The following is an 18,187-nucleotide window of genomic DNA, read 5'->3' as shown; positions in this document are numbered from 1 at the left end:
AGGGAAATAATGGGACAGAAAGTTAATCCTCATGGCTTAAGAGTCGGCGTTATCAAAGACTGGGACTCAAAATGGTATGCTGAAGCTGATTTTGCAGATTATTTAGTAGAAGACTATAAGATCAGAAAATACCTTAAGAATAAATTATATAGCTCGGGTGTTTCTAAGATCGAAATCGAAAGAGCATCAGACAGAGTAAAAGTTATCATTTATACAGCTAAACCGGGTGTAGTAATCGGTAAAGGTGGCGCTGAAATTGATAAGGTTAAAGAAGAAGTTCAAAAATTCACTTCTAAGAAGTTAGTAGTTGATATCAAAGAAGTAAAAAGACCAGACAAAGATGCTCAGTTAGTAGCAGAAAACATTGCTTTACAATTAGAGAACCGTGTGTCCTTTAGAAGAGCAATGAAATCATCTATGACTAGAACAATGAAGTCTGGGGTAAAAGGTATTAAGACATCTGTTGCAGGACGTCTTGGCGGAGCAGATATGGCGCGTACTGAGTTCTACAGTGAGGGAACAATACCTTTGCAGACTCTAAGAGCAGATATTGATTATGGCTTTGCTGAAGCAGATACAACTTACGGCAAATTAGGCGTAAAGGTATGGATATACAAAGGCGAAGTACTTCCAACTAAAGGAAATAAGGAAGGGAGCGATAAATAATGTTAATGCCAAAGAGAGTAAAGCGTCGTAAACAATTTCGTGGAAGCATGAAAGGTAAAGCACTAAGAGGTAATAAAATTACTAATGGTGAATACGGTATTGTCGCTTTAGAACCATGTTGGATTAGATCTAATCAGATTGAAGCAGCACGTATTGCTATGACTCGTTATATCAAGCGTGGTGGTAAAGTTTGGATTAAGATTTTCCCGGATAAACCAGTAACTACAAAACCAGCTGAAACACGTATGGGTTCTGGAAAGGGCTCATTAGAATACTGGGTAGCAGTTGTTAAGCCAGGTCGTGTAATGTTTGAGATTTCAGGAGTACCGGAAGAAATCGCTAAAGAAGCATTACGTCTTGCAGTTCATAAGTTACCATGTAGATGTAAAGTAGTTTCTCGCGCAGACTTAGAAGGCGGTGATAACAGTGAAAATTAATAAGTATGTAGAAGATTTAAAAGCAAAATCAGCTGCAGAATTAAATGATGAATTAGTAGCTGCTAAAAAGGAACTTTTCAATTTAAGATTCCAGAACGCAACCAATCAGTTAGATAATACAAGCAGAATTAAAGAAGTTAGAAAAAACATTGCCAGAATTCAGACTATCATTACTGAAATGTCTAAATAAATGCTGATTGATATAAATCTTAGCGAAAGGAGATTATTGTTGTGGAAAGAAATTTAAGAAAAACTCGTACAGGAAAAGTTGTAAGCAACAAAATGGATAAAACAATTGTTGTAGCTGTTGAAGAACATGTTATGCATGCGTTATATAATAAAATTATTAAGAGAACTTTAAAATTAAAGGTTCATGACGAGGACAACTCATGCAACATTGGTGATACAGTTAAAGTTATGGAAACAAGGCCATTATCAAAGGATAAGAGATGGAGACTTGTTGAAATTATTGAAAGGGCAAAATAATTTTTGCTATATATAATTTGAAGGAGGTAACCTAGATGATACAACAAGAGAGTAGACTTAGAGTCGCTGATAATACTGGTGCTAAAGAATTACTTTGTATTAGAGTATTAGGTGGTTCTACAAGAAGATATGCCAGCATTGGCGATGTCATCGTTGCTACTGTTAAAGATGCAACACCAGGCGGTGTTGTTAAAAAAGGTGACGTTGTAAAAGCCGTAGTTGTACGTTCAGTTAAAGGTGCTCGTCGTAAAGACGGTTCTTATATAAAATTCGATGAAAATGCTGCTGTAATTATTAAAGATGATAAAAACCCAAAAGGAACCCGTATTTTTGGACCAGTAGCGAGAGAGTTAAGAGAAAAACAATTTATGAAGATTGTTTCATTAGCTCCCGAAGTATTATAAGGAGGTGCCAAGATGTCAACTATAAAAATAAAAAAAGGTGATACAGTTAAAGTTATCGCTGGTAAAGATAAAGATAAAGAGGGCAAGGTAATTGCCGTTAATATGAAAAACCATACTGCTTTAGTTGAAGGAATCAATAAGATTACGAAACATAGCAAGCCAAGTGCTGCTAATCAGGCTGGTGGAATCATAGAAAAAGAAGCTCCTATTGATATTTCTAATGTGATGTATAGTCATAAAGGAAAAGCTACAAGAATCGGTTTCAAAATGGATGGAGATAAAAAAACTCGTGTAGCAAAGTCAACAGGCGAAGTTATCGACTAATATTAAGAGAGGAGGTCGCAGACGTTGAGCAGACTTAAAGATGAATACAAAAATGAAATAGTAGATGCTATGACTAAAAAATTTGGTTATAAAAATGTAATGCAGGCACCTAAGATTGATAAAATTGTTATTAATATGGGTGTTGGCGAAGCTAAAGATAATGCAAAACTTTTAGATACAGCTGTAAAAGATTTAGAGATCATTACTGGACAGAAAGCAGTTCTTACAAGAGCAAAAAAGTCAGTAGCTAATTTCAAAATCAGAGAAGGTATGCCTATCGGTTGTAAAGTTACATTAAGAGGCGATAAGATGTACGAATTCCTTGATCGTCTTGTAAATTTAGCGTTACCTCGTGTACGTGACTTTAGAGGAGTTAATCCAAATGCATTTGATGGCAGAGGTAACTATTCATTAGGAATTAAAGAACAGCTAATTTTCCCTGAAATTGAATATGACAAGGTTGACAAGGTTAGAGGTATGGATGTAATTTTTGTTACTACAGCTAATACAGACGAAGAAGCTCGTGAATTATTGACATTATTCAATATGCCGTTTACAAAATAGATAGGAGGGAAACTTCATGGCTAAGACTTCAATGAAGGTGAAACAGCAACGTAAACAAAAATTCTCAACAAGAGAATATAGTCGTTGCAGAATATGTGGACGTCCACATGCATATTTAAGAAAATACGGAATCTGTAGAATTTGCTTCCGTGAATTAGCATATAAAGGACAAATACCAGGCGTTAAAAAGGCAAGCTGGTAATAAACGAAAGGAGGCAACTTTAAAATGACTATGAGTGATCCAATCGCAGATATGCTTACAAGAATTCGTAATGCAAATACTGCTAAACATGATACAGTAGATATTCCTGCTTCTAAAATGAAAACAGCTATTGCTGAAATTTTATTTGATGAAGGATATATCAAGAAGTTTGAAATTGTAGATGATGGAAACTTTAAGACAATCCGTGTAGCATTAAAATACGGTAAAGATAAAAACGAAAAGATAATAACAGGACTTAAGAGAATTTCTAAACCAGGTCTTCGTGTTTATGCAAACAAAGAAGAACTTCCAAAAGTACTTGGAGGTCTTGGTATAGCAATAATTTCTACAAACCAAGGTGTTGTTACAGACAAAAAAGCTAGACAGCTTAACGTAGGTGGAGAAGTTTTGGCATTTGTTTGGTGACATTGAACACTTAGCCAGCTCAAGTCTCTGGACGCTGAACGGGATTAGTGTGAAAGTCGTTCCCGAAACTTATGCTGTGGCAAGCCGAAAGGCGCTGACAGAGCATTAGCTAAGTGGAACTGTAGAACTCTTTCACGTAAGCAAAGTAAGTTCAGCAATATTTAATCAAATACAAATCAATCAATCAATTTAGAATAACAGGAGGTACGGGCATGTCACGTATAGGAAGAATGCCAATCGCCATACCAGCAGGTGTAACTGTTGATATAGCAGAAAATAATAAAGTGACTGTAAAAGGTCCAAAGGGAACACTTGAAAGAGTGCTGCCAGTAGAAATGGATATCAAATTAGATGGTGACCAAGTAATTGTAACCAGACCAAGTGATTTAAAGAAGATGAAATCATTACATGGTTTAACAAGAACACTTATCTCTAATATGGTTATCGGTGTAACAGATGGTTATGCTAAAATTCTTGAAATCAATGGTGTAGGTTACAAAGCTGCAAAAGCAGGTAAAAAATTAACTTTATCTTTAGGCTATTCTCATCCAGTTGAGATGGATGACCCTGAAGGATTAGAGTCTGTTGTAGAGGGAAATAAGATTACAATTAAAGGTATCGATAAAGAAAAAGTTGGCCAATACGCAGCTGAAATCAGAGATAAGAGAAGACCTGAGCCTTATAAAGGAAAAGGTATTAAATATGCTGATGAAGTTATTAGACGTAAAGTTGGTAAGACTGGTAAGAAATAATTAAGGAGTGTGTGAAAATGATTAGTAAAAAATCAAAGACGATAATTCGTGAAAACAAACATAGAAAATTGCGTAATCGTTTCAGTGGAACCACCGAAAGACCACGTTTAGCTGTGTTTAGAAGTAATAATCATATGTATGCTCAAATTATTGACGATACAGTTGGAAATACACTTGTTTCAGCATCCACTCTTCAAAAGGATGTGAAAGCTGAAATGGAAAAGACTAATAACGTTGATGCAGCAGCATACTTAGGTACTGTTATTGCAAAAAAGGCATTAGATAAAGGTATTACAACTGTTGTCTTCGATAGAGGCGGCTTCATATATCACGGAAAAGTTAAAGCATTAGCAGATGCAGCTAGAGAAGCTGGATTAAAATTCTAATAAGGAGGAGAACACATGAAACGAGCAATCATTGATGCTAGTCAATTAGAATTAGAAGAAAAAGTAGTATCAATCAAACGTGTTACTAAGGTTGTTAAAGGTGGACGTAACTTCAGATTTACAGCTCTAGTAGTAGTTGGTGATGGTAAGGGACACGTAGGTGCTGGATTAGGTAAAGCCACTGAAATTCCTGAAGCTATTCGTAAAGGAAAAGAAGACGCAGCAAAAAAACTTATTAATGTAACGTTAGATGAAAACGACAGTATTTCACATGATTATATCGGAAAATTCGGTAGTTCAGAAGTATTATTAAAGAGAGCTCCAGATGGTACTGGAGTTATCGCTGGTGGTCCGGCGCGTAGCGTTCTTGAACTTGCAGGAATTAAAAATATCCGTACAAAATCATTAGGTTCCAATAATAAACAAAATGTTGTACTTGCTACAATTGAAGGATTAAGCAAATTAAAGACTCCTGAAGAGGTAGCTAAACTTCGCGGAAAAACTGTTGAAGAGATTCTAGGCTAAGGAGGGTATTTAAAATGGCTGATAAATTAAAAATTACTTTAGTAAAGTCTACAATCGGTTCTATTCCTAAGCAAAGAGCTACTGTTGAAGCATTGGGTCTTAAAAAACTTAACAAAACGGTTGAGTTACCAGACAATAGTTCGACAAGAGGTATGATACAACGTGTTAGACATTTAGTAAAAGTAGAAGAGATATAATATTCGAGAAGGAGGTGTCAGAATGGATTTATCAAATTTAAGACCAGCAGACGGTTCAAAACAAAATGATAATTTCAGAAGAGGTCGTGGACACGGTTCAGGAAATGGTAAGACAGCTGGTAAGGGACACAAGGGTCAAAAGGCTCGTTCAGGCGGCACAAGACCAGGTTTTGAAGGTGGTCAGATGCCTTTATACAGAAGAATTCCTAAAAGAGGATTTACTAATCGTAATACAAAAATTATCATAGGTATTAATATTAGTGCTCTTGAAGTATTCGACAATGATACAGTAGTTTCAATTGAAACTTTACTTGAACAAGGAATTGTTAAGAATCCTAGAGATGGTGTTAAGATTCTTGGAAACGGAGAATTAACTAAGAAGCTTACTGTTCAGGCTAATGCATTTAGTGCAAGTGCTGTAGAAAAAATAGAAGCTCTTGGTGGAAAAACTGAGGTGATCTAGTAATGCTTGTAACACTCCAAAACGCATTTAAAATTAAAGATATAAGAAATAGAATTATATATACATTTTTAATGTTAGTAGTAGTTAGAATAGGATCGCAATTGCCTATTCCTGGAGTAGACAGGACTTATTTCGCAAACTGGTTTGCAAATCAATCTGGTGACGCATTCAATTTTTTTGATGCCGTTACCGGAGGATCATTTTTGCAAATGTCAGTATTTGCGTTAAACATCACACCTTATATTACATCTTCCATCATTATTCAATTATTGACTATTGCAATTCCTAAATTAGAGGAATTGCAAAAGGATGGAGAAGACGGAAGAAAGAAAATACAAAAAATCACACGTTATTTGACTGTTGGATTAGCTTTAATGGAAGCATCAGCAATGGCTATCGGATTTGGTAGACAAGGGTTATTGGAGGAGTATAATTTTGTTAATATAGCTATGGTTATTGTGACTCTTACTGCAGGTTCCGCATTTCTTATGTGGACTGGTGAAAGAATTACAGAGAAGGGTGTTGGAAATGGTATTTCAATTGTACTTTTAATTAACATTATTTCACGTATGCCAGATGATCTTGTTTCACTATATGAACAATTTGTTGCTTCGGCGTCTAATTATGCAAAGGGCGCATTGGCTGTTCTGATTATTATTGCAGTTATAGTTGCAACAGTTGTGTTTGTAGTATTTTTACAAGGTGGAGAAAGAAGAATTCCTGTTCAATATGCTAAGAAGATGCAGGGGAGAAAAATGGTTGGTGGACAATCGACGCATATTCCTTTAAAGGTAAATACTGCGGGCGTTATCCCGATTATTTTTGCATCATCACTTATGCAATTTCCAGTTGTAATTGCTTCATTAATTGGTAAAAATCAAGGCACTGGAATCGGTGCTAAGATTCTGAAAGGATTGACATCTTCAAATTGGTGTAATCCAAAAGAACCTATTTATAGCATAGGACTTTTAGTATATATTGTTTTAGTAATATTTTTTGCTTATTTTTATACATCCATTACATTTAATCCAATGGAAGTGGCTAATAATATGAAAAAACAAGGAGGCTTTATACCGGGTATTCGTCCTGGAAAGCCAACTACTGATTACTTAAATAAAATTTTAAATTATGTCATATTCATTGGAGCGGTAGGACTTATTATCGTAGCTGTTATACCAATAATGTTTTCTGGTATATTCGGTGCCTCCGTATCATTCGGTGGAACATCACTCATTATCGTAGTAGGTGTAATCCTCGAAACATTGAAACAGATAGAATCTCAAATGATTGTTCGTAATTACAAGGGATTTTTAAATGACTAATTCTGGTGCTAAGCTTACCAGATAACATAAATAGTGTTCTGCAGCTTCGGCTGTAGTGCACTATTATAATATTTAAAAAGTGTTAATTATAATTAAAAGATATCCATATAAACTATTTTTTCTAAAGTATAAATTATCCATTTAATGGCAATAATTTAATTGATTGGAGGAAATGTTAGTGAAAATTATTATGCTGGGAGCACCAGGAGCAGGAAAAGGCACACAGGCAAAGCAAATAGCCGATAAGTACAAGATTCCACATATATCGACAGGCGATATTTTTCGAGCTAATATCAAAAATGAAACCGAATTGGGCAAGAAAGCAAAGACATATATGGATCAGGGACTTTTAGTACCAGATGAGCTCACCGTAAACTTGGTTATCGACAGAGTTAAGAATCCAGACTGTATAAATGGATATGTATTGGATGGCTTTCCAAGAACAATTCCTCAGGCTGAAAGTTTAGATGCTGCGTTGGCAGAGCTGGGTGAAAAAATTGACTATGCGATTGATGTTGATGTTCCAGATGAAAATATTATAAGTAGAATGGCAGGAAGAAGAGCATGCCTTTCATGTGGAGCTACATACCATATCAAACACATACCTACAAAAGTAGAGGGTATATGTGATAGATGTGGAAATGAACTCATACTTAGAGATGATGATAAGCCAGATACAGTAAATAAAAGACTTAGTGTTTATCATGAGCAGACACAACCGCTAATTGAGTATTATTCTGCTAAAAAAATACTGGTGGATGTGGATGGTACAAAAGATATGGCAGAAGTATTTCGTGCAATTGTAGAAATTTTAGGAGCATAGACTATGGCTGTAACAATTAAGTCAGATAGAGAAATTGAGCTTATGAGAGAGGCAGGAAAAATTCTTGCAAATGTTCATAAGGAACTGGAAAAAGTGATAAGACCAGGAATATCTACGATGGATATCAACAAAATAGGTGAAGACATTATTAGAAGCTATGATTGTATTCCGTCTTTCCTCAATTATAATGGGTATCCTGCGTCCATATGTGTTTCAATTAATGATGAGGTCGTACATGGTATTCCTTCTAAGGATAGAATTCTTATGGAGGGTGATATTATAAGTCTGGATGCCGGTGTTATTTATAAGGGCTTTCATTCAGATGCGGCACGTACTCACGCAGTAGGAGAGATTAGTGCTGATGCGAAAAAATTAATTGAAGTAACAAAACAGAGCTTTTTTGAAGGAATTAAATTTGCTAAAGAAGGTAATCATCTATTTGAAATTTCAGAAGCGATTGGCAGATATGCTGAAAGTTTTGGTTATGGTGTAGTTAGAGATTTAGTCGGTCATGGCATTGGTTGTAATTTACATGAAGATCCCCAAATACCAAATTTCAAGCAGAGAAGAAGAGGTTTAAAACTCCAGGCAGGAATGACACTTGCAATAGAACCTATGATTAATGCGGGGCGTTATGACGTGGAATGGTTGGAAGATGATTGGACTGTAGTGTCAGAGGACGGTTCTTTATCAGCTCATTATGAAAATACTGTACTTATTACAAAAGGTGAACCTGAGTTATTAACCATGTATGAATAATAAATCACAGCATCATAAATAGGTAAGTACAGGGAGTAATCATATGGAGCGATTTGAAATTGGTATGTTAGCTGTATCAAAGGCAGGACATGATAAAGATATGTTATATGTAATAATTGGAATAGACAAAGAATATGTATATTTAGTAAATGGTAAAAATCATACTTTAAATGCGCCTAAAAAGAAAAACAGAAAACATATTCAAATTATAAAGTATGTCGATGAACAATTAAAAAGCAGGCTAATTGAAAACAACAATATTCAAAATGAAGACATTAAAAGAGTGATTAAGCTTTTTTGTTTGAAAAATAGTAAATGAGGTTATTCTCATATCAATAAAATAATGTATCGTTACGATCTAGTTTAGTGAAAAGATGCCATGAAAGGAGAAATCAAACAATGTCAAAATCAGATGTTATCGAAATTGAAGGAACTGTTATTGAAAAGCTACCTAATGCAATGTTTCAGGTTGAGCTTGAAAATGGTCATAAGGTTTTAGCTCATATAAGCGGTAAATTAAGAATGAACTTTATTCGTATTCTACCGGGAGATAAAGTTACAATTGAACTCTCACCATATGATTTATCAAAGGGTAGAATCATATGGAGAGATAAATAGAAAACACTTGCTATTTACAAAATATAGTGTTATAATACAAAGCGAACTTTTTTGAAAATGCCCGTGTGTAAGTGCGCCTTTTAAGGGGTATTTATGGGCTCGCTGTGGAAAGGAGGATTTTACCATGAAGGTTAGATCATCAGTAAAACCTATTTGCGAAAAATGCAAAATTATCAAAAGAAAAGGTAGCATTAGAGTAATTTGCGAAAATCCTAAACACAAACAAAGACAAGGCTAATTTAGGGTTTAGTTTTTGTTATGTAAATACATGAGAAGACTCATGTATGACTAGAAGTAATATTTACTTCGAGTAACTTATTTTTTTAGTGCGGCTGCAGTATGAACCACTAGGCTAAGTTGTTCGTGCTGATATCATAGATTACAGACATACATGCCTGCCTGTAATTTTTGGAATGAAGTTTATTCCAAATGTGCAATTAAAATGTGAGATACTCACGGTTATTGCTTTTAATACCGGTAATTTATTATCGGAAAGACTGCGATCTATCTAATCACAGTTGGATACGCTTTAGTATCTCAATTAGGGACAATATTAATACAGTGGCAAAAGCATCGTACACATTTCAGACACTGCAATGCAGTGGGCTGCGAAGTTATTGCTGCTCAGAAGAAAATGGAGGAATATTCACATGGCTCGTATATCTGGTGTAGATTTACCAAGAGAAAAACGTGTTGAAATTGGTTTGACTTATATTTACGGAATTGGTAGAGTAAGCTCAAACAGAATTTTGGAACAAGCAAAGGTTAGTCCTGACACTCGCGTTAGAGATTTAACAGATGAAGAAGTGAAAAGAATTAGTGCTGTTATTGAAGAAAGTCAAACAGTAGAAGGTGATTTGAGAAGAGAAATCGCTTTAAATATTAAGAGATTACAGGAAATCGGATGCTATAGAGGAATCCGTCATAGAAAAGGACTTCCGGTTCGTGGTCAGAAGACTAAGACCAATGCAAGAACAAGAAAAGGTCCTAAGAGAACTGTTGCAAATAAGAAAAAATAAAAAGTGAATGCTTATAAAATACAAGCTGTAAGTGCGGTATTAATTTAGGTTGAACTTTGTTATTCGTTTTGTAGTAAAATAAAACGAAAGTTGAAATTGAACTTAGAAATGTGTAACAATCTTTAAAGCACTTAACGAAATAAGAGTAAGTACGAACTTTGCTATGGGTTTCTTGTTAAAATTGAGCATAGCGAGAATTGAACTTAGAAACTGCATAGCTACATCTAATAAAGAAATAACAAAGAAAGTAGGTTAGTTTAAATGGCTAAAAAAGTTACCAAAAAAGTGACAAAAAAGCGCGTAAAGAAAAACGTTGAACGCGGACAGGCACATATTCAGTCATCTTTTAATAATACAATTGTTACATTAACAGATGCTGAAGGAAACGCTCTATCATGGGCAAGTGCTGGTGGTCTGGGATTTAGAGGTTCAAAGAAATCTACTCCATATGCAGCTCAGATGGCAGCTGAAACAGCTACAAAGGCAGCATTAGTTCATGGCCTTAAGACAGTAGACGTTATGGTTAAGGGACCAGGATCAGGAAGGGAAGCAGCAATCCGTGCACTTCAGGCTTGCGGTCTTGAAGTAACAAGTATAAAGGATGTAACACCAGTTCCACATAATGGATGTCGTCCACCAAAACGCAGAAGAGTCTAATAGGAGGTGTAATGAGATGGCAGTAAATAGAGTTCCTGTTCTTAAAAGATGTAGATCACTTGGTTTAGAACCAATGTACTTAGGAATAGATAAAAAATCAAATAGAGAACTTAGAAGAGCTAACAGGAAGATGAGTGAATATGGTCTTCAGCTTAGAGAAAAACAAAAAGCAAAATTCATATATGGTGTATTAGAGAAACCATTTCATAATTATTATGAAAAAGCTGATAAAATGCGTGGAATGACAGGCGAAAACCTGATGATTTTACTTGAGCGCAGATTAGATAATGTGATTTTTAGAATGGGCTTTTCCAGAACTAGAAAAGAAGCCAGACAGATTGTTGACCATAAGCATGTATTGGTAAATGGAAAGAGAGTAAACATACCTTCTTTCTTAGTAAAAGCTGGAGACACAATCGAGATTAGAGAAAAATCTAAAGGATCTCAAAGATACAAAGACATCTTGGAGACAACTGGAGGAAGATTAGTTCCAGAATGGTTAGATGTTGATCAGGAAAATCTAAAAGGTACAATCAAAGAACTTCCAACTAGAACAGTAATTGATGTTCCGGTTGATGAGATGCTTATTGTCGAATTATATTCAAAATAAAATATCTTGTTTTTATTTATTTACAAGGGTTAAAATACATCTTAACCTTAAAGTGTTTATACTTTAAGGTTAATGATTATTCATAACAAGTGAAGCGGCTTGCCGATTCATCTTGTATACGCGAGTAAAGAGCCAATTAAAGCTTGCCTGTACTTGGTGACTATCGCGTTAAACCGCAGGAAACACGCTTTGCGAGTTTCCTATGCTTTTTGAGTATTTTTCACCCTCAATACTATATAACCCAAAAAGGAGGGGCTTTGTAGTGTTCGATTTTGAAAAACCAAAAATTGAGATTGCTGAAATCTCAGAAGATAGAAAATATGGAAAATTTGTTGTTGAGCCACTTGAAAGAGGTTATGGTACAACTCTTGGTAACTCTTTAAGAAGAATCATGCTATCTTCATTACCAGGTGCTGCTGTAACACAAGTTAAGATCGAAGGGGTTTTGCATGAATTCAGCTCTATTCCTGGTGTTAAGGAAGATGTAACTGAAATTATCATGAACATTAAGAGCTTGGCTATTAGAAATAGTAGTGATACGAATGAGTCTAAAGTCGCTTATATTGAGTTTGAAGGCGAGGGCGTAGTAACAGCTGCTGATATTCAGGCAGATTCAGATATTGAAATTCTGAATCCAGATTTAGTTATTGCAACACTGAATGGAGGAGCGGACAGCAAATTGTTTATGGAACTTACTATCAATAAAGGTAGGGGATATATCAGTGCTGACAAAAATAAGCATGATGATTTACCAATTGGTGTTATAGCAATTGATTCAATTTATACTCCTGTTGAGCGTGTCAATTTGACTGTTGAGAATACTCGTGTTGGTCAGATTACTGATTATGATAAGCTTACATTGGATGTATTTACAAATGGGACACTTGTTCCTGACGAAGCAGTCAGCTTAGCTGCAAAAGTTTTAAGCGAGCACTTAAATCTGTTCATTGATCTGTCAGAAAATGCTAAAACAGCAGAAGTTATGATTGAAAAAGAAGACAATGAAAAAGAAAAAGTACTTGAGATGAACATAGACGAGTTGGAGCTTTCTGTACGTTCTTATAACTGTTTAAAGAGAGCTGGAATTAATACGGTTGAAGAGCTAACAAACAGGACATCAGAAGATATGATGAAAGTTCGTAATCTTGGACGTAAATCGTTAGAAGAGGTTCTTGCTAAATTAAAAGAACTTGGACTTCAATTAAATCCGAGTGACGAATGAATATGGTAGCGGTTTTGTTACCGTAATGTTACAATTTATGGATTAATAGCATTTAGTTAGTAAGACCGAAGAAGCGTAGCTAAATGTTCCACAAATGGAGGTAAATAGAAATGGCAAAATATAGAAAACTTGGAAGAACTTCAAGTCAAAGAAATGCATTAATCAGAAATCAGGTTACTAATCTTATTCATAATGGTAAAATTGTTACAACTGATGCGAAAGCAAAAGAAATTCGTAAAATTGCTGAGAGCATGATTGCTTTAGCAATTAGAGAAAAAGACAATTTTGAAGAAGTATCTGTTAAGGCAAAAGTAGCTCGTAAGGATGCTGATGGCAAGAGAGTGAAAGAAGTTGTAGATGGAAAAAAAGTTACTGTTTATGATGAAGTAGAAAAGACGATTAAAAAGGATAACTCTTCTCGTTTACATGCAAGAAGACAAATGCTTAAAGTTCTTTATAATGTAACAGAGATTCCAGCTGCTGTGGCAGGAAAGAAAAAAAATACAAAAGAAGTTGATTTAGTTGCAAAATTATTTGATGAAATTGCTCCTAAATGTGCAGCACGTACGACTCAAGGTGGTTATACCAGAATCGTTAAGATTGGTCAACGTAAGGGTGACGCTGCAATGGAAGTATTATTAGAGATTATATAATGAAATGTACCTACTGTATAGCTAATGTGCAGTAGGTTTTTTATATACTAATAACTTGCCAAAATTAGAAATTGATGTTATAATTTTTAGATAAAGGTAGATAAAAATTTCCTAATATAGAGGCGTGTTACTGTTAATTCAGGCAAGACCTATTAAGGATGGTATAGAAATATATCATTTTTGGTGGGTTTTTTTTATTTCCTTTCGTAAATGGCTTGTTTTAAAACAGCATGAATATAAAATGAAAAGGAGTAAAAATATGAACTTTCAAAAACTAGCTGCTGACATTCTTAAAAATGTCGGTGGAAATGAAAACATTATTAGTTTGGTACACTGTGCTACGCGCTTGCGTTTTACTTTAAAAAATGTATCAAAAGCAAATGAGGAAAAGATCAAGGAACTTCCAGGAGTAATTGGGGTGGTTAATAAAGCTCAGTTTCAAGTGGTAATTGGAAATGATGTAGCCTTTGTTTATAATGAGTTAATAAAATTAGGTGATTTAAAAAAGCAAGAATCAGAAAATAGTGGAAAGTTTAAAGGTAATATTTTTGAAAGGCTTATTTATGTTATAACAGGTATTTTTCAGCCTTTAATTGCTGCAATAGCCGCAGCTGGTATGCTTAAGGCAGTTCTTTTGATACTTACGAACTATTTTGGCTTAAGTAAAGATGGACAGAATTATCAAATCATTAATTTTGTTGCTGATGCGGCATTTTACTTTTTACCAATATTAATTGCACATTCTACGGCAGTGAAGTTTAAAACAAACCAATACCTTGCTATGGCAGTTGGAGCATTGTTAGTTCATCCTTCTCGATAAGATAGAAAAAGATGGGACGATACAAGATGATTATAGAATAGAATATTTTAAGTCACATTTTAAAGAAATGGCATTGGCGATTGAGGAAGGAGTGGATCTTATGGGGTATACCTCCTGGGCATGTATTGACTTAGTATCTGCTTCCACTTCTCAAATGAGCAAGCGCTATGGTTTTATTTATGTGGATGTAGATGATTATGGAAATGGAACATACGAAAGAAGAATGAAAAAATCATTTGAATGGTATAAGAAAGTGATTGAATCAAATGAAATAGTGATATAATATCAAGATAAATTGAGGAAGCAAGCAAATGAGTTTAAAATTGGTGAATATGCCGTTAATTTCTTAAATCAGAAATTTCAAATTAATCTACCAGAGGAAGAGGCAGGAAATATCGCATTTCATTTTGTCAATGCACAAACTAACGAAAAAGATATGTATCAAACAATGATGATTGCAAATATAATGAAAGATATACTTAACATAGTGAAGCTGCATTTTAAAATTATACTTGATAAGGATTCCCTAAATTATATTCGATTTATTACGCATATCCAGTTCTTTAGTCAAAGATTATTAGAAGATAGGTTTATTGATTCAAAAGATGATTTTTTGTATAATCAAATCAAATTAAAATACTCAAAAGAACTAGAATGTAGTCAACGAATTAATAACTATATACAAAGTACCTTTGGAAAAGAGCTGTCAAAAGATGAAATAGTATATTTGGTTCTTCATATCAATCGAGTGACAGAGCGGGTAAAGAGTTAAAGGAGTTAAGATGAAGATAACAAAAATAGATGTGTACTATGTATTAAAAAAAGCGGATAAAATAAGCATAAGTGGCGATAATATTTCCTGGTCTATGTAAGAAGAAAAAGACAATATATAAGCGAGAACAATGCGCGTATATATTGTCTTTTTTTTAGCTGGAACTATATTGCGAGTATTTTTTTGGTGAGATACCAACCGCTTTTGTAAATGCCTTTAAAAAGTTGCTATAATCATGGAAACCACTTTTTTCACATACTTCCGTGACACTAAGTCCTACATTAAGAAGTGATTTGGCGATACTAATTCTTCTGGCCGTTAGATACTTGTTAATCGTAGTGCCTGTTTCAGCTTTAAAAATGCGGCATATATAGGACTCACTTAGATAAAAATGATCAGCCAGGCACTTAATGGTTATGTCATTACGTATATTTTTATTCAAGTATTTCAGGATATCAGCTACTTGACTGTTATACTGATAACTTTCACCCGCTGCTTCTAAATCACATTGAGCCTGAAATTGACTGTTAATCAGAACCATAAGCTCAGTGAATGCTGTTTGTTCTAGGATATCACTGCCAAAACCAGATAAGCTGGCCATTTTATGAATATAATAGATAAATCGCTGTTGTTGTTCTTTGGATAATTCTACCCTATGTGAAAATTCATTTGGTCGATGTGAAAAACAATAGTCTAAGTTTGTCTCTGGTGTGGATAACTGTTTCAAATAGTCTGGGTGAATGGATATGATAATTCTTTCATGAACCATAGAGTCAATCTGATCTAGATAATGGCTTTCATATTGATTGATAATAAAAATATCACCAGCATGAATCTCATAATATTTATTGTCTATCAGAAATCGCTTACCACCAGATACAGAATAGTATATTTCATAACAATCGTGAATGTGCATTGCCATTGGTTTTTCTTCATTATAAAGATGAGCAATTGCAAAACGCTTGGTTTGTATACATTCTGATATAGCCTTTTTGCATGAAGTAAATTCGATCAAAAAATCGCTCCTTTCTATAGTTTAGTTACTTAAAATAAACATCAATATAAGCTAATTATAGTATATCAGTTCAATATTTTCAAGTTTTTAGCCAATAAGTGCAAAGAATTTGCTAATTTTGTATGCTATACTAATGATATCAAATTAATTTAAATTGACTTTAGTCAAATATTTTCAAAGAAAGGGAGTAGAATCATGGAAATTAGAACAGCATCATCTCCAAAAGATGTAAAACACTACACAACAGATAGACTTAGGGAAGAATTTCTGATTCAGGAATTATTTGTCCCAGGAGAAATTAAGACGGTATATAGTCATATAGACCGTATTATTACAGGAGCAGCAGTACCAATAAAGCCTTTAATATTAACCGCAGGAGATGAAATCAGAGCAAAATATTTCTTACAAAGACGTGAGCTGGGAGTAATAAATATTGGAGGAAAAGGTACAATTACTGTAGATGGTAAAGATTATAAACTAGATTATAAAGACGGAATGTATATTGGCATGGGAGCAAAGGAAATAACATTTTCAAGTATGAATGAAAATGATGCGGCTAAATTCTATTTCAATAGTGCTCCGGCACATACAACATATAAAACCGTATTGATTAAGCCGGAAGATTGTGTAAGGGTTGAACTTGGAAGTATGGAGGAAGCGAATCACAGAGTAATTACAAAATACATTTTACCTGGACAAGTAGAAAGTTGTCAGCTGGTTATGGGAATGACTTCATTAAAGCCTGGAAGCGTTTGGAACACGATGCCATGTCATACTCATGACAGAAGGATGGAAGTCTATTTATATTTTGAATTGCCAGAGGATGCAGTTGTTTTCCATTACATGGGAGAGCCAACTGAGACAAGACATATAGTTATGAGAAATGAAGAGGCAGTAATTTCCCCAAGTTGGTCCATTCATTCCGCTTCTGCTACCAGAGCATATACCTTTATATGGGGAATGGTAGGAGAAAATCAAGACTTTGATGATATGGATGCGGTTGCTATGAAGGATATCAGATAGACTATAGCTTTCATACTAAGTCATAAAAACGTTTGATACACGCATATAGGTAACTAAAAATAGAGAATTTATTGATAATGGAGGAATTAAAATGGCAGTATTAGATAGTTTTTCATTAAAAGGAAAAGTAGCACTTGTAACCGGCGCATCATATGGAATCGGTTTTGCAATTGCAAGTGCATATGCAGATGCAGGCGCAACTATTGTATTTAATGATATCAAACAGGAATTAGTAGATAAAGGTATCGCAGCATATGCAGAAGCCGGAATAAAGGCTCATGGCTATGTGTGTGACGTAACTAATGAAGAGCAAGTTAATGCAATGGTAGCTAAAATAGAAAAAGAGGTTGGTATAATTGATATTTTAGTGAATAATGCTGGTATTATAAAACGTATTCCAATGTGTGAAATGTCAGCAGCAGACTTTAGACAGGTAATTGATGTAGATTTAAATGCACCATTTATCGTTTCTAAAGCAGTGATACCATCTATGATTAAAAAAGGACATGGAAAAATTATTAACATCTGTTCCATGATGAGTGAATTAGGACGTGAAACAGTATCTGCTTATGCAGCAGCTAAGGGTGGTCTAAAAATGTTAACAAAGAATATTTGTTCTGAATATGGCGAGTATAACATTCAGTGTAATGGTATTGGACCTGGATATATCGCCACACCACAAACAGCTCCTTTAAGAGAAATTCAACCAGATGGCTCTAAACATCCATTTGACCAGTTTATATTAGCTAAAACTCCGGCTAACCGTTGGGGAGAAGCACAAGATTTGGCAGCACCGGCAGTATTTTTAGCTTCGGACGCATCAAACTTTGTAAATGGACATGTGCTTTATGTAGACGGTGGTATTCTAGCTTATATTGGAAAACAGCCAAAATAATTTTATTATAATATGGACACTATATTATCCTTGACATGTGCATTATACTCTCATGTTTGACAGTTGTAACGTTAAAAAAGGCTGGAATCCACTGTATTTACTGGATTACGGCCTTTTATAATTCTCATAAAAAGTGAGTAATGTTTT

30 protein-coding genes and 1 pseudogene are annotated in these 18,187 nt (G+C 34.5%); 30 read left to right on the top strand and 1 reads right to left on the bottom strand.

The annotated features are described in order from the left end of the window. The first annotated feature begins 9 nt into the window (after nucleotides 1-9). The 28 genes and pseudogenes from rpsC (at nucleotide 10) to C8E03_RS10945 (ending at nucleotide 15,107) form a co-directional block, all read left to right on the top strand. Nucleotides 10-666 (top strand): 30S ribosomal protein S3, encoded by a 657-nt coding sequence (rpsC, locus tag C8E03_RS11080; protein WP_094377161.1) that lies wholly within the window; start codon nucleotides 10-12, stop codon nucleotides 664-666. Further along, nucleotides 666-1,103 carry a 50S ribosomal protein L16 gene (gene rplP / locus C8E03_RS11075; RefSeq protein ID WP_094377160.1) on the top strand — a complete coding sequence of 146 codons (438 nt, stop codon included), beginning with the start codon at nucleotides 666-668 and terminating at the stop codon, nucleotides 1,101-1,103. The genes rpsC and rplP overlap by 1 nt, the downstream gene beginning before the upstream one ends. After that, nucleotides 1,093-1,293, top strand: a complete 201-nt coding sequence (gene rpmC, locus C8E03_RS11070) for a 50S ribosomal protein L29 (RefSeq protein ID WP_094377159.1) — start codon at nucleotides 1,093-1,095, stop codon at nucleotides 1,291-1,293. The genes rplP and rpmC overlap by 11 nt, the downstream gene beginning before the upstream one ends. 41 nt (nucleotides 1,294-1,334) lie before the next feature. Further along, entirely contained in the window at nucleotides 1,335-1,589 is a 255-nt protein-coding gene (gene rpsQ / locus C8E03_RS11065) for a 30S ribosomal protein S17 (protein WP_094377158.1), read from the top strand. A 35-nt stretch (nucleotides 1,590-1,624) separates the two neighbouring features. After that, nucleotides 1,625-1,993, top strand: coding sequence for a 50S ribosomal protein L14 (gene rplN, locus C8E03_RS11060; RefSeq protein WP_094377157.1), 369 nt, complete (start codon nucleotides 1,625-1,627; stop codon nucleotides 1,991-1,993). Between the two features lie 12 nt (nucleotides 1,994-2,005). After that, the gene (rplX, locus tag C8E03_RS11055; protein WP_094377156.1) at nucleotides 2,006-2,317 is read left to right on the top strand and encodes a 50S ribosomal protein L24; all 312 of its coding nucleotides are present in this window, start codon (nucleotides 2,006-2,008) and stop codon (nucleotides 2,315-2,317) included. A 24-nt stretch (nucleotides 2,318-2,341) separates the two neighbouring features. Continuing rightward, the gene (rplE, locus tag C8E03_RS11050) at nucleotides 2,342-2,881 is read left to right on the top strand and encodes a 50S ribosomal protein L5 (protein WP_094377155.1); all 540 of its coding nucleotides are present in this window, start codon (nucleotides 2,342-2,344) and stop codon (nucleotides 2,879-2,881) included. Nucleotides 2,882-2,897: 16 nt separating this feature from the next. Beyond that, complete coding sequence (locus C8E03_RS11045) at nucleotides 2,898-3,083, top strand: type Z 30S ribosomal protein S14 (protein ID WP_094377154.1); 186 nt, start codon at nucleotides 2,898-2,900, stop codon at nucleotides 3,081-3,083. Nucleotides 3,084-3,107: 24 nt separating this feature from the next. Next, the gene (gene rpsH / locus C8E03_RS11040) at nucleotides 3,108-3,509 is read left to right on the top strand and encodes a 30S ribosomal protein S8 (RefSeq protein WP_094377153.1); all 402 of its coding nucleotides are present in this window, start codon (nucleotides 3,108-3,110) and stop codon (nucleotides 3,507-3,509) included. Between the two features lie 212 nt (nucleotides 3,510-3,721). Then, entirely contained in the window at nucleotides 3,722-4,261 is a 540-nt protein-coding gene (gene rplF, locus C8E03_RS11035) for a 50S ribosomal protein L6 (protein ID WP_094377152.1), read from the top strand. Nucleotides 4,262-4,278: 17 nt separating this feature from the next. Next, nucleotides 4,279-4,647, top strand: a complete 369-nt coding sequence (gene rplR, locus C8E03_RS11030) for a 50S ribosomal protein L18 (RefSeq protein ID WP_094377151.1) — start codon at nucleotides 4,279-4,281, stop codon at nucleotides 4,645-4,647. A 15-nt stretch (nucleotides 4,648-4,662) separates the two neighbouring features. Beyond that, the gene (gene rpsE, locus C8E03_RS11025) at nucleotides 4,663-5,172 is read left to right on the top strand and encodes a 30S ribosomal protein S5 (protein ID WP_094377150.1); all 510 of its coding nucleotides are present in this window, start codon (nucleotides 4,663-4,665) and stop codon (nucleotides 5,170-5,172) included. A 14-nt stretch (nucleotides 5,173-5,186) separates the two neighbouring features. After that, nucleotides 5,187-5,369 carry a 50S ribosomal protein L30 gene (gene rpmD / locus C8E03_RS11020; RefSeq protein ID WP_094377149.1) on the top strand — a complete coding sequence of 61 codons (183 nt, stop codon included), beginning with the start codon at nucleotides 5,187-5,189 and terminating at the stop codon, nucleotides 5,367-5,369. Between the two features lie 22 nt (nucleotides 5,370-5,391). Further along, nucleotides 5,392-5,832: a 50S ribosomal protein L15 gene (gene rplO / locus C8E03_RS11015; RefSeq protein ID WP_094377148.1), complete on the top strand. Its 441-nt coding sequence runs from the start codon at nucleotides 5,392-5,394 to the stop codon at nucleotides 5,830-5,832. Nucleotides 5,833-5,834: 2 nt separating this feature from the next. Beyond that, nucleotides 5,835-7,154: a preprotein translocase subunit SecY gene (gene secY / locus C8E03_RS11010; protein WP_094377147.1), complete on the top strand. Its 1,320-nt coding sequence runs from the start codon at nucleotides 5,835-5,837 to the stop codon at nucleotides 7,152-7,154. Nucleotides 7,155-7,332: 178 nt separating this feature from the next. Further along, nucleotides 7,333-7,977 carry an adenylate kinase gene (locus C8E03_RS11005; RefSeq protein ID WP_110291082.1) on the top strand — a complete coding sequence of 215 codons (645 nt, stop codon included), beginning with the start codon at nucleotides 7,333-7,335 and terminating at the stop codon, nucleotides 7,975-7,977. A 3-nt stretch (nucleotides 7,978-7,980) separates the two neighbouring features. Further along, complete coding sequence (gene map / locus C8E03_RS11000) at nucleotides 7,981-8,736, top strand: type I methionyl aminopeptidase (protein WP_110291081.1); 756 nt, start codon at nucleotides 7,981-7,983, stop codon at nucleotides 8,734-8,736. A 43-nt stretch (nucleotides 8,737-8,779) separates the two neighbouring features. Continuing rightward, on the top strand, nucleotides 8,780-9,055 hold the full coding sequence (locus C8E03_RS10995; protein WP_110291080.1) for a KOW domain-containing RNA-binding protein: 276 nt from the start codon (nucleotides 8,780-8,782) through the stop codon (nucleotides 9,053-9,055). An 80-nt stretch (nucleotides 9,056-9,135) separates the two neighbouring features. Next, on the top strand, nucleotides 9,136-9,354 hold the full coding sequence (gene infA / locus C8E03_RS10990; protein WP_099470173.1) for a translation initiation factor IF-1: 219 nt from the start codon (nucleotides 9,136-9,138) through the stop codon (nucleotides 9,352-9,354). Nucleotides 9,355-9,478: 124 nt separating this feature from the next. Then, nucleotides 9,479-9,592: a 50S ribosomal protein L36 gene (gene rpmJ, locus C8E03_RS10985; protein WP_003497809.1), complete on the top strand. Its 114-nt coding sequence runs from the start codon at nucleotides 9,479-9,481 to the stop codon at nucleotides 9,590-9,592. 412 nt (nucleotides 9,593-10,004) lie between these two features. Further along, complete coding sequence (gene rpsM, locus C8E03_RS10980) at nucleotides 10,005-10,373, top strand: 30S ribosomal protein S13 (RefSeq protein ID WP_110291079.1); 369 nt, start codon at nucleotides 10,005-10,007, stop codon at nucleotides 10,371-10,373. Nucleotides 10,374-10,634: 261 nt separating this feature from the next. Beyond that, nucleotides 10,635-11,030, top strand: a complete 396-nt coding sequence (rpsK, locus tag C8E03_RS10975; protein ID WP_110291078.1) for a 30S ribosomal protein S11 — start codon at nucleotides 10,635-10,637, stop codon at nucleotides 11,028-11,030. 16 nt (nucleotides 11,031-11,046) lie between these two features. Beyond that, a complete protein-coding gene (gene rpsD, locus C8E03_RS10970) occupies nucleotides 11,047-11,640 on the top strand; it encodes a 30S ribosomal protein S4 (protein WP_110291077.1) in 594 nt (197 codons plus the stop codon). A gap of 262 nt (nucleotides 11,641-11,902) precedes the next feature. Next, entirely contained in the window at nucleotides 11,903-12,862 is a 960-nt protein-coding gene (locus tag C8E03_RS10965; RefSeq protein WP_110291076.1) for a DNA-directed RNA polymerase subunit alpha, read from the top strand. Between the two features lie 110 nt (nucleotides 12,863-12,972). Beyond that, on the top strand, nucleotides 12,973-13,515 hold the full coding sequence (locus C8E03_RS10960) for a bL17 family ribosomal protein (protein WP_110291075.1): 543 nt from the start codon (nucleotides 12,973-12,975) through the stop codon (nucleotides 13,513-13,515). 241 nt (nucleotides 13,516-13,756) lie between these two features. Further along, complete coding sequence (locus C8E03_RS22605) at nucleotides 13,757-14,335, top strand: PTS transporter subunit EIIB (protein WP_146212322.1); 579 nt, start codon at nucleotides 13,757-13,759, stop codon at nucleotides 14,333-14,335. After that, nucleotides 14,331-14,618: pseudogene (locus tag C8E03_RS10950) on the top strand (family 1 glycosylhydrolase); the annotation flags it as partial. The gene C8E03_RS22605 and the pseudogene C8E03_RS10950, both read left to right, overlap by 5 nt. Before the next feature lie 12 nt (nucleotides 14,619-14,630). Next, on the top strand, nucleotides 14,631-15,107 hold the full coding sequence (locus C8E03_RS10945) for a PRD domain-containing protein (RefSeq protein ID WP_110291072.1): 477 nt from the start codon (nucleotides 14,631-14,633) through the stop codon (nucleotides 15,105-15,107). A gap of 154 nt (nucleotides 15,108-15,261) precedes the next feature. Here the strand turns inward: C8E03_RS10945 and C8E03_RS10940 are convergent, their stop codons facing one another. After that, nucleotides 15,262-16,122 (bottom strand): AraC family transcriptional regulator, encoded by an 861-nt coding sequence (locus C8E03_RS10940; RefSeq protein ID WP_094380514.1) that lies wholly within the window; start codon nucleotides 16,120-16,122, stop codon nucleotides 15,262-15,264. Between the two features lie 195 nt (nucleotides 16,123-16,317). On the opposite strand from C8E03_RS10940, the gene kduI reads away from it, so the two are divergent. Beyond that, complete coding sequence (gene kduI, locus C8E03_RS10935) at nucleotides 16,318-17,145, top strand: 5-dehydro-4-deoxy-D-glucuronate isomerase (RefSeq protein ID WP_094380512.1); 828 nt, start codon at nucleotides 16,318-16,320, stop codon at nucleotides 17,143-17,145. Nucleotides 17,146-17,236: 91 nt separating this feature from the next. Then, on the top strand, nucleotides 17,237-18,040 hold the full coding sequence (locus C8E03_RS10930) for a gluconate 5-dehydrogenase (RefSeq protein WP_094380510.1): 804 nt from the start codon (nucleotides 17,237-17,239) through the stop codon (nucleotides 18,038-18,040). The last annotated feature ends 147 nt before the right edge of the window (nucleotides 18,041-18,187 follow it).

The organism is Lachnotalea glycerini, assembly GCF_003201285.1.
Taxonomy (GTDB): domain Bacteria; phylum Bacillota; class Clostridia; order Lachnospirales; family Lachnospiraceae; genus Lachnotalea; species Lachnotalea glycerini.
This window is presented reverse-complemented; position numbering and strand designations above follow the sequence as displayed.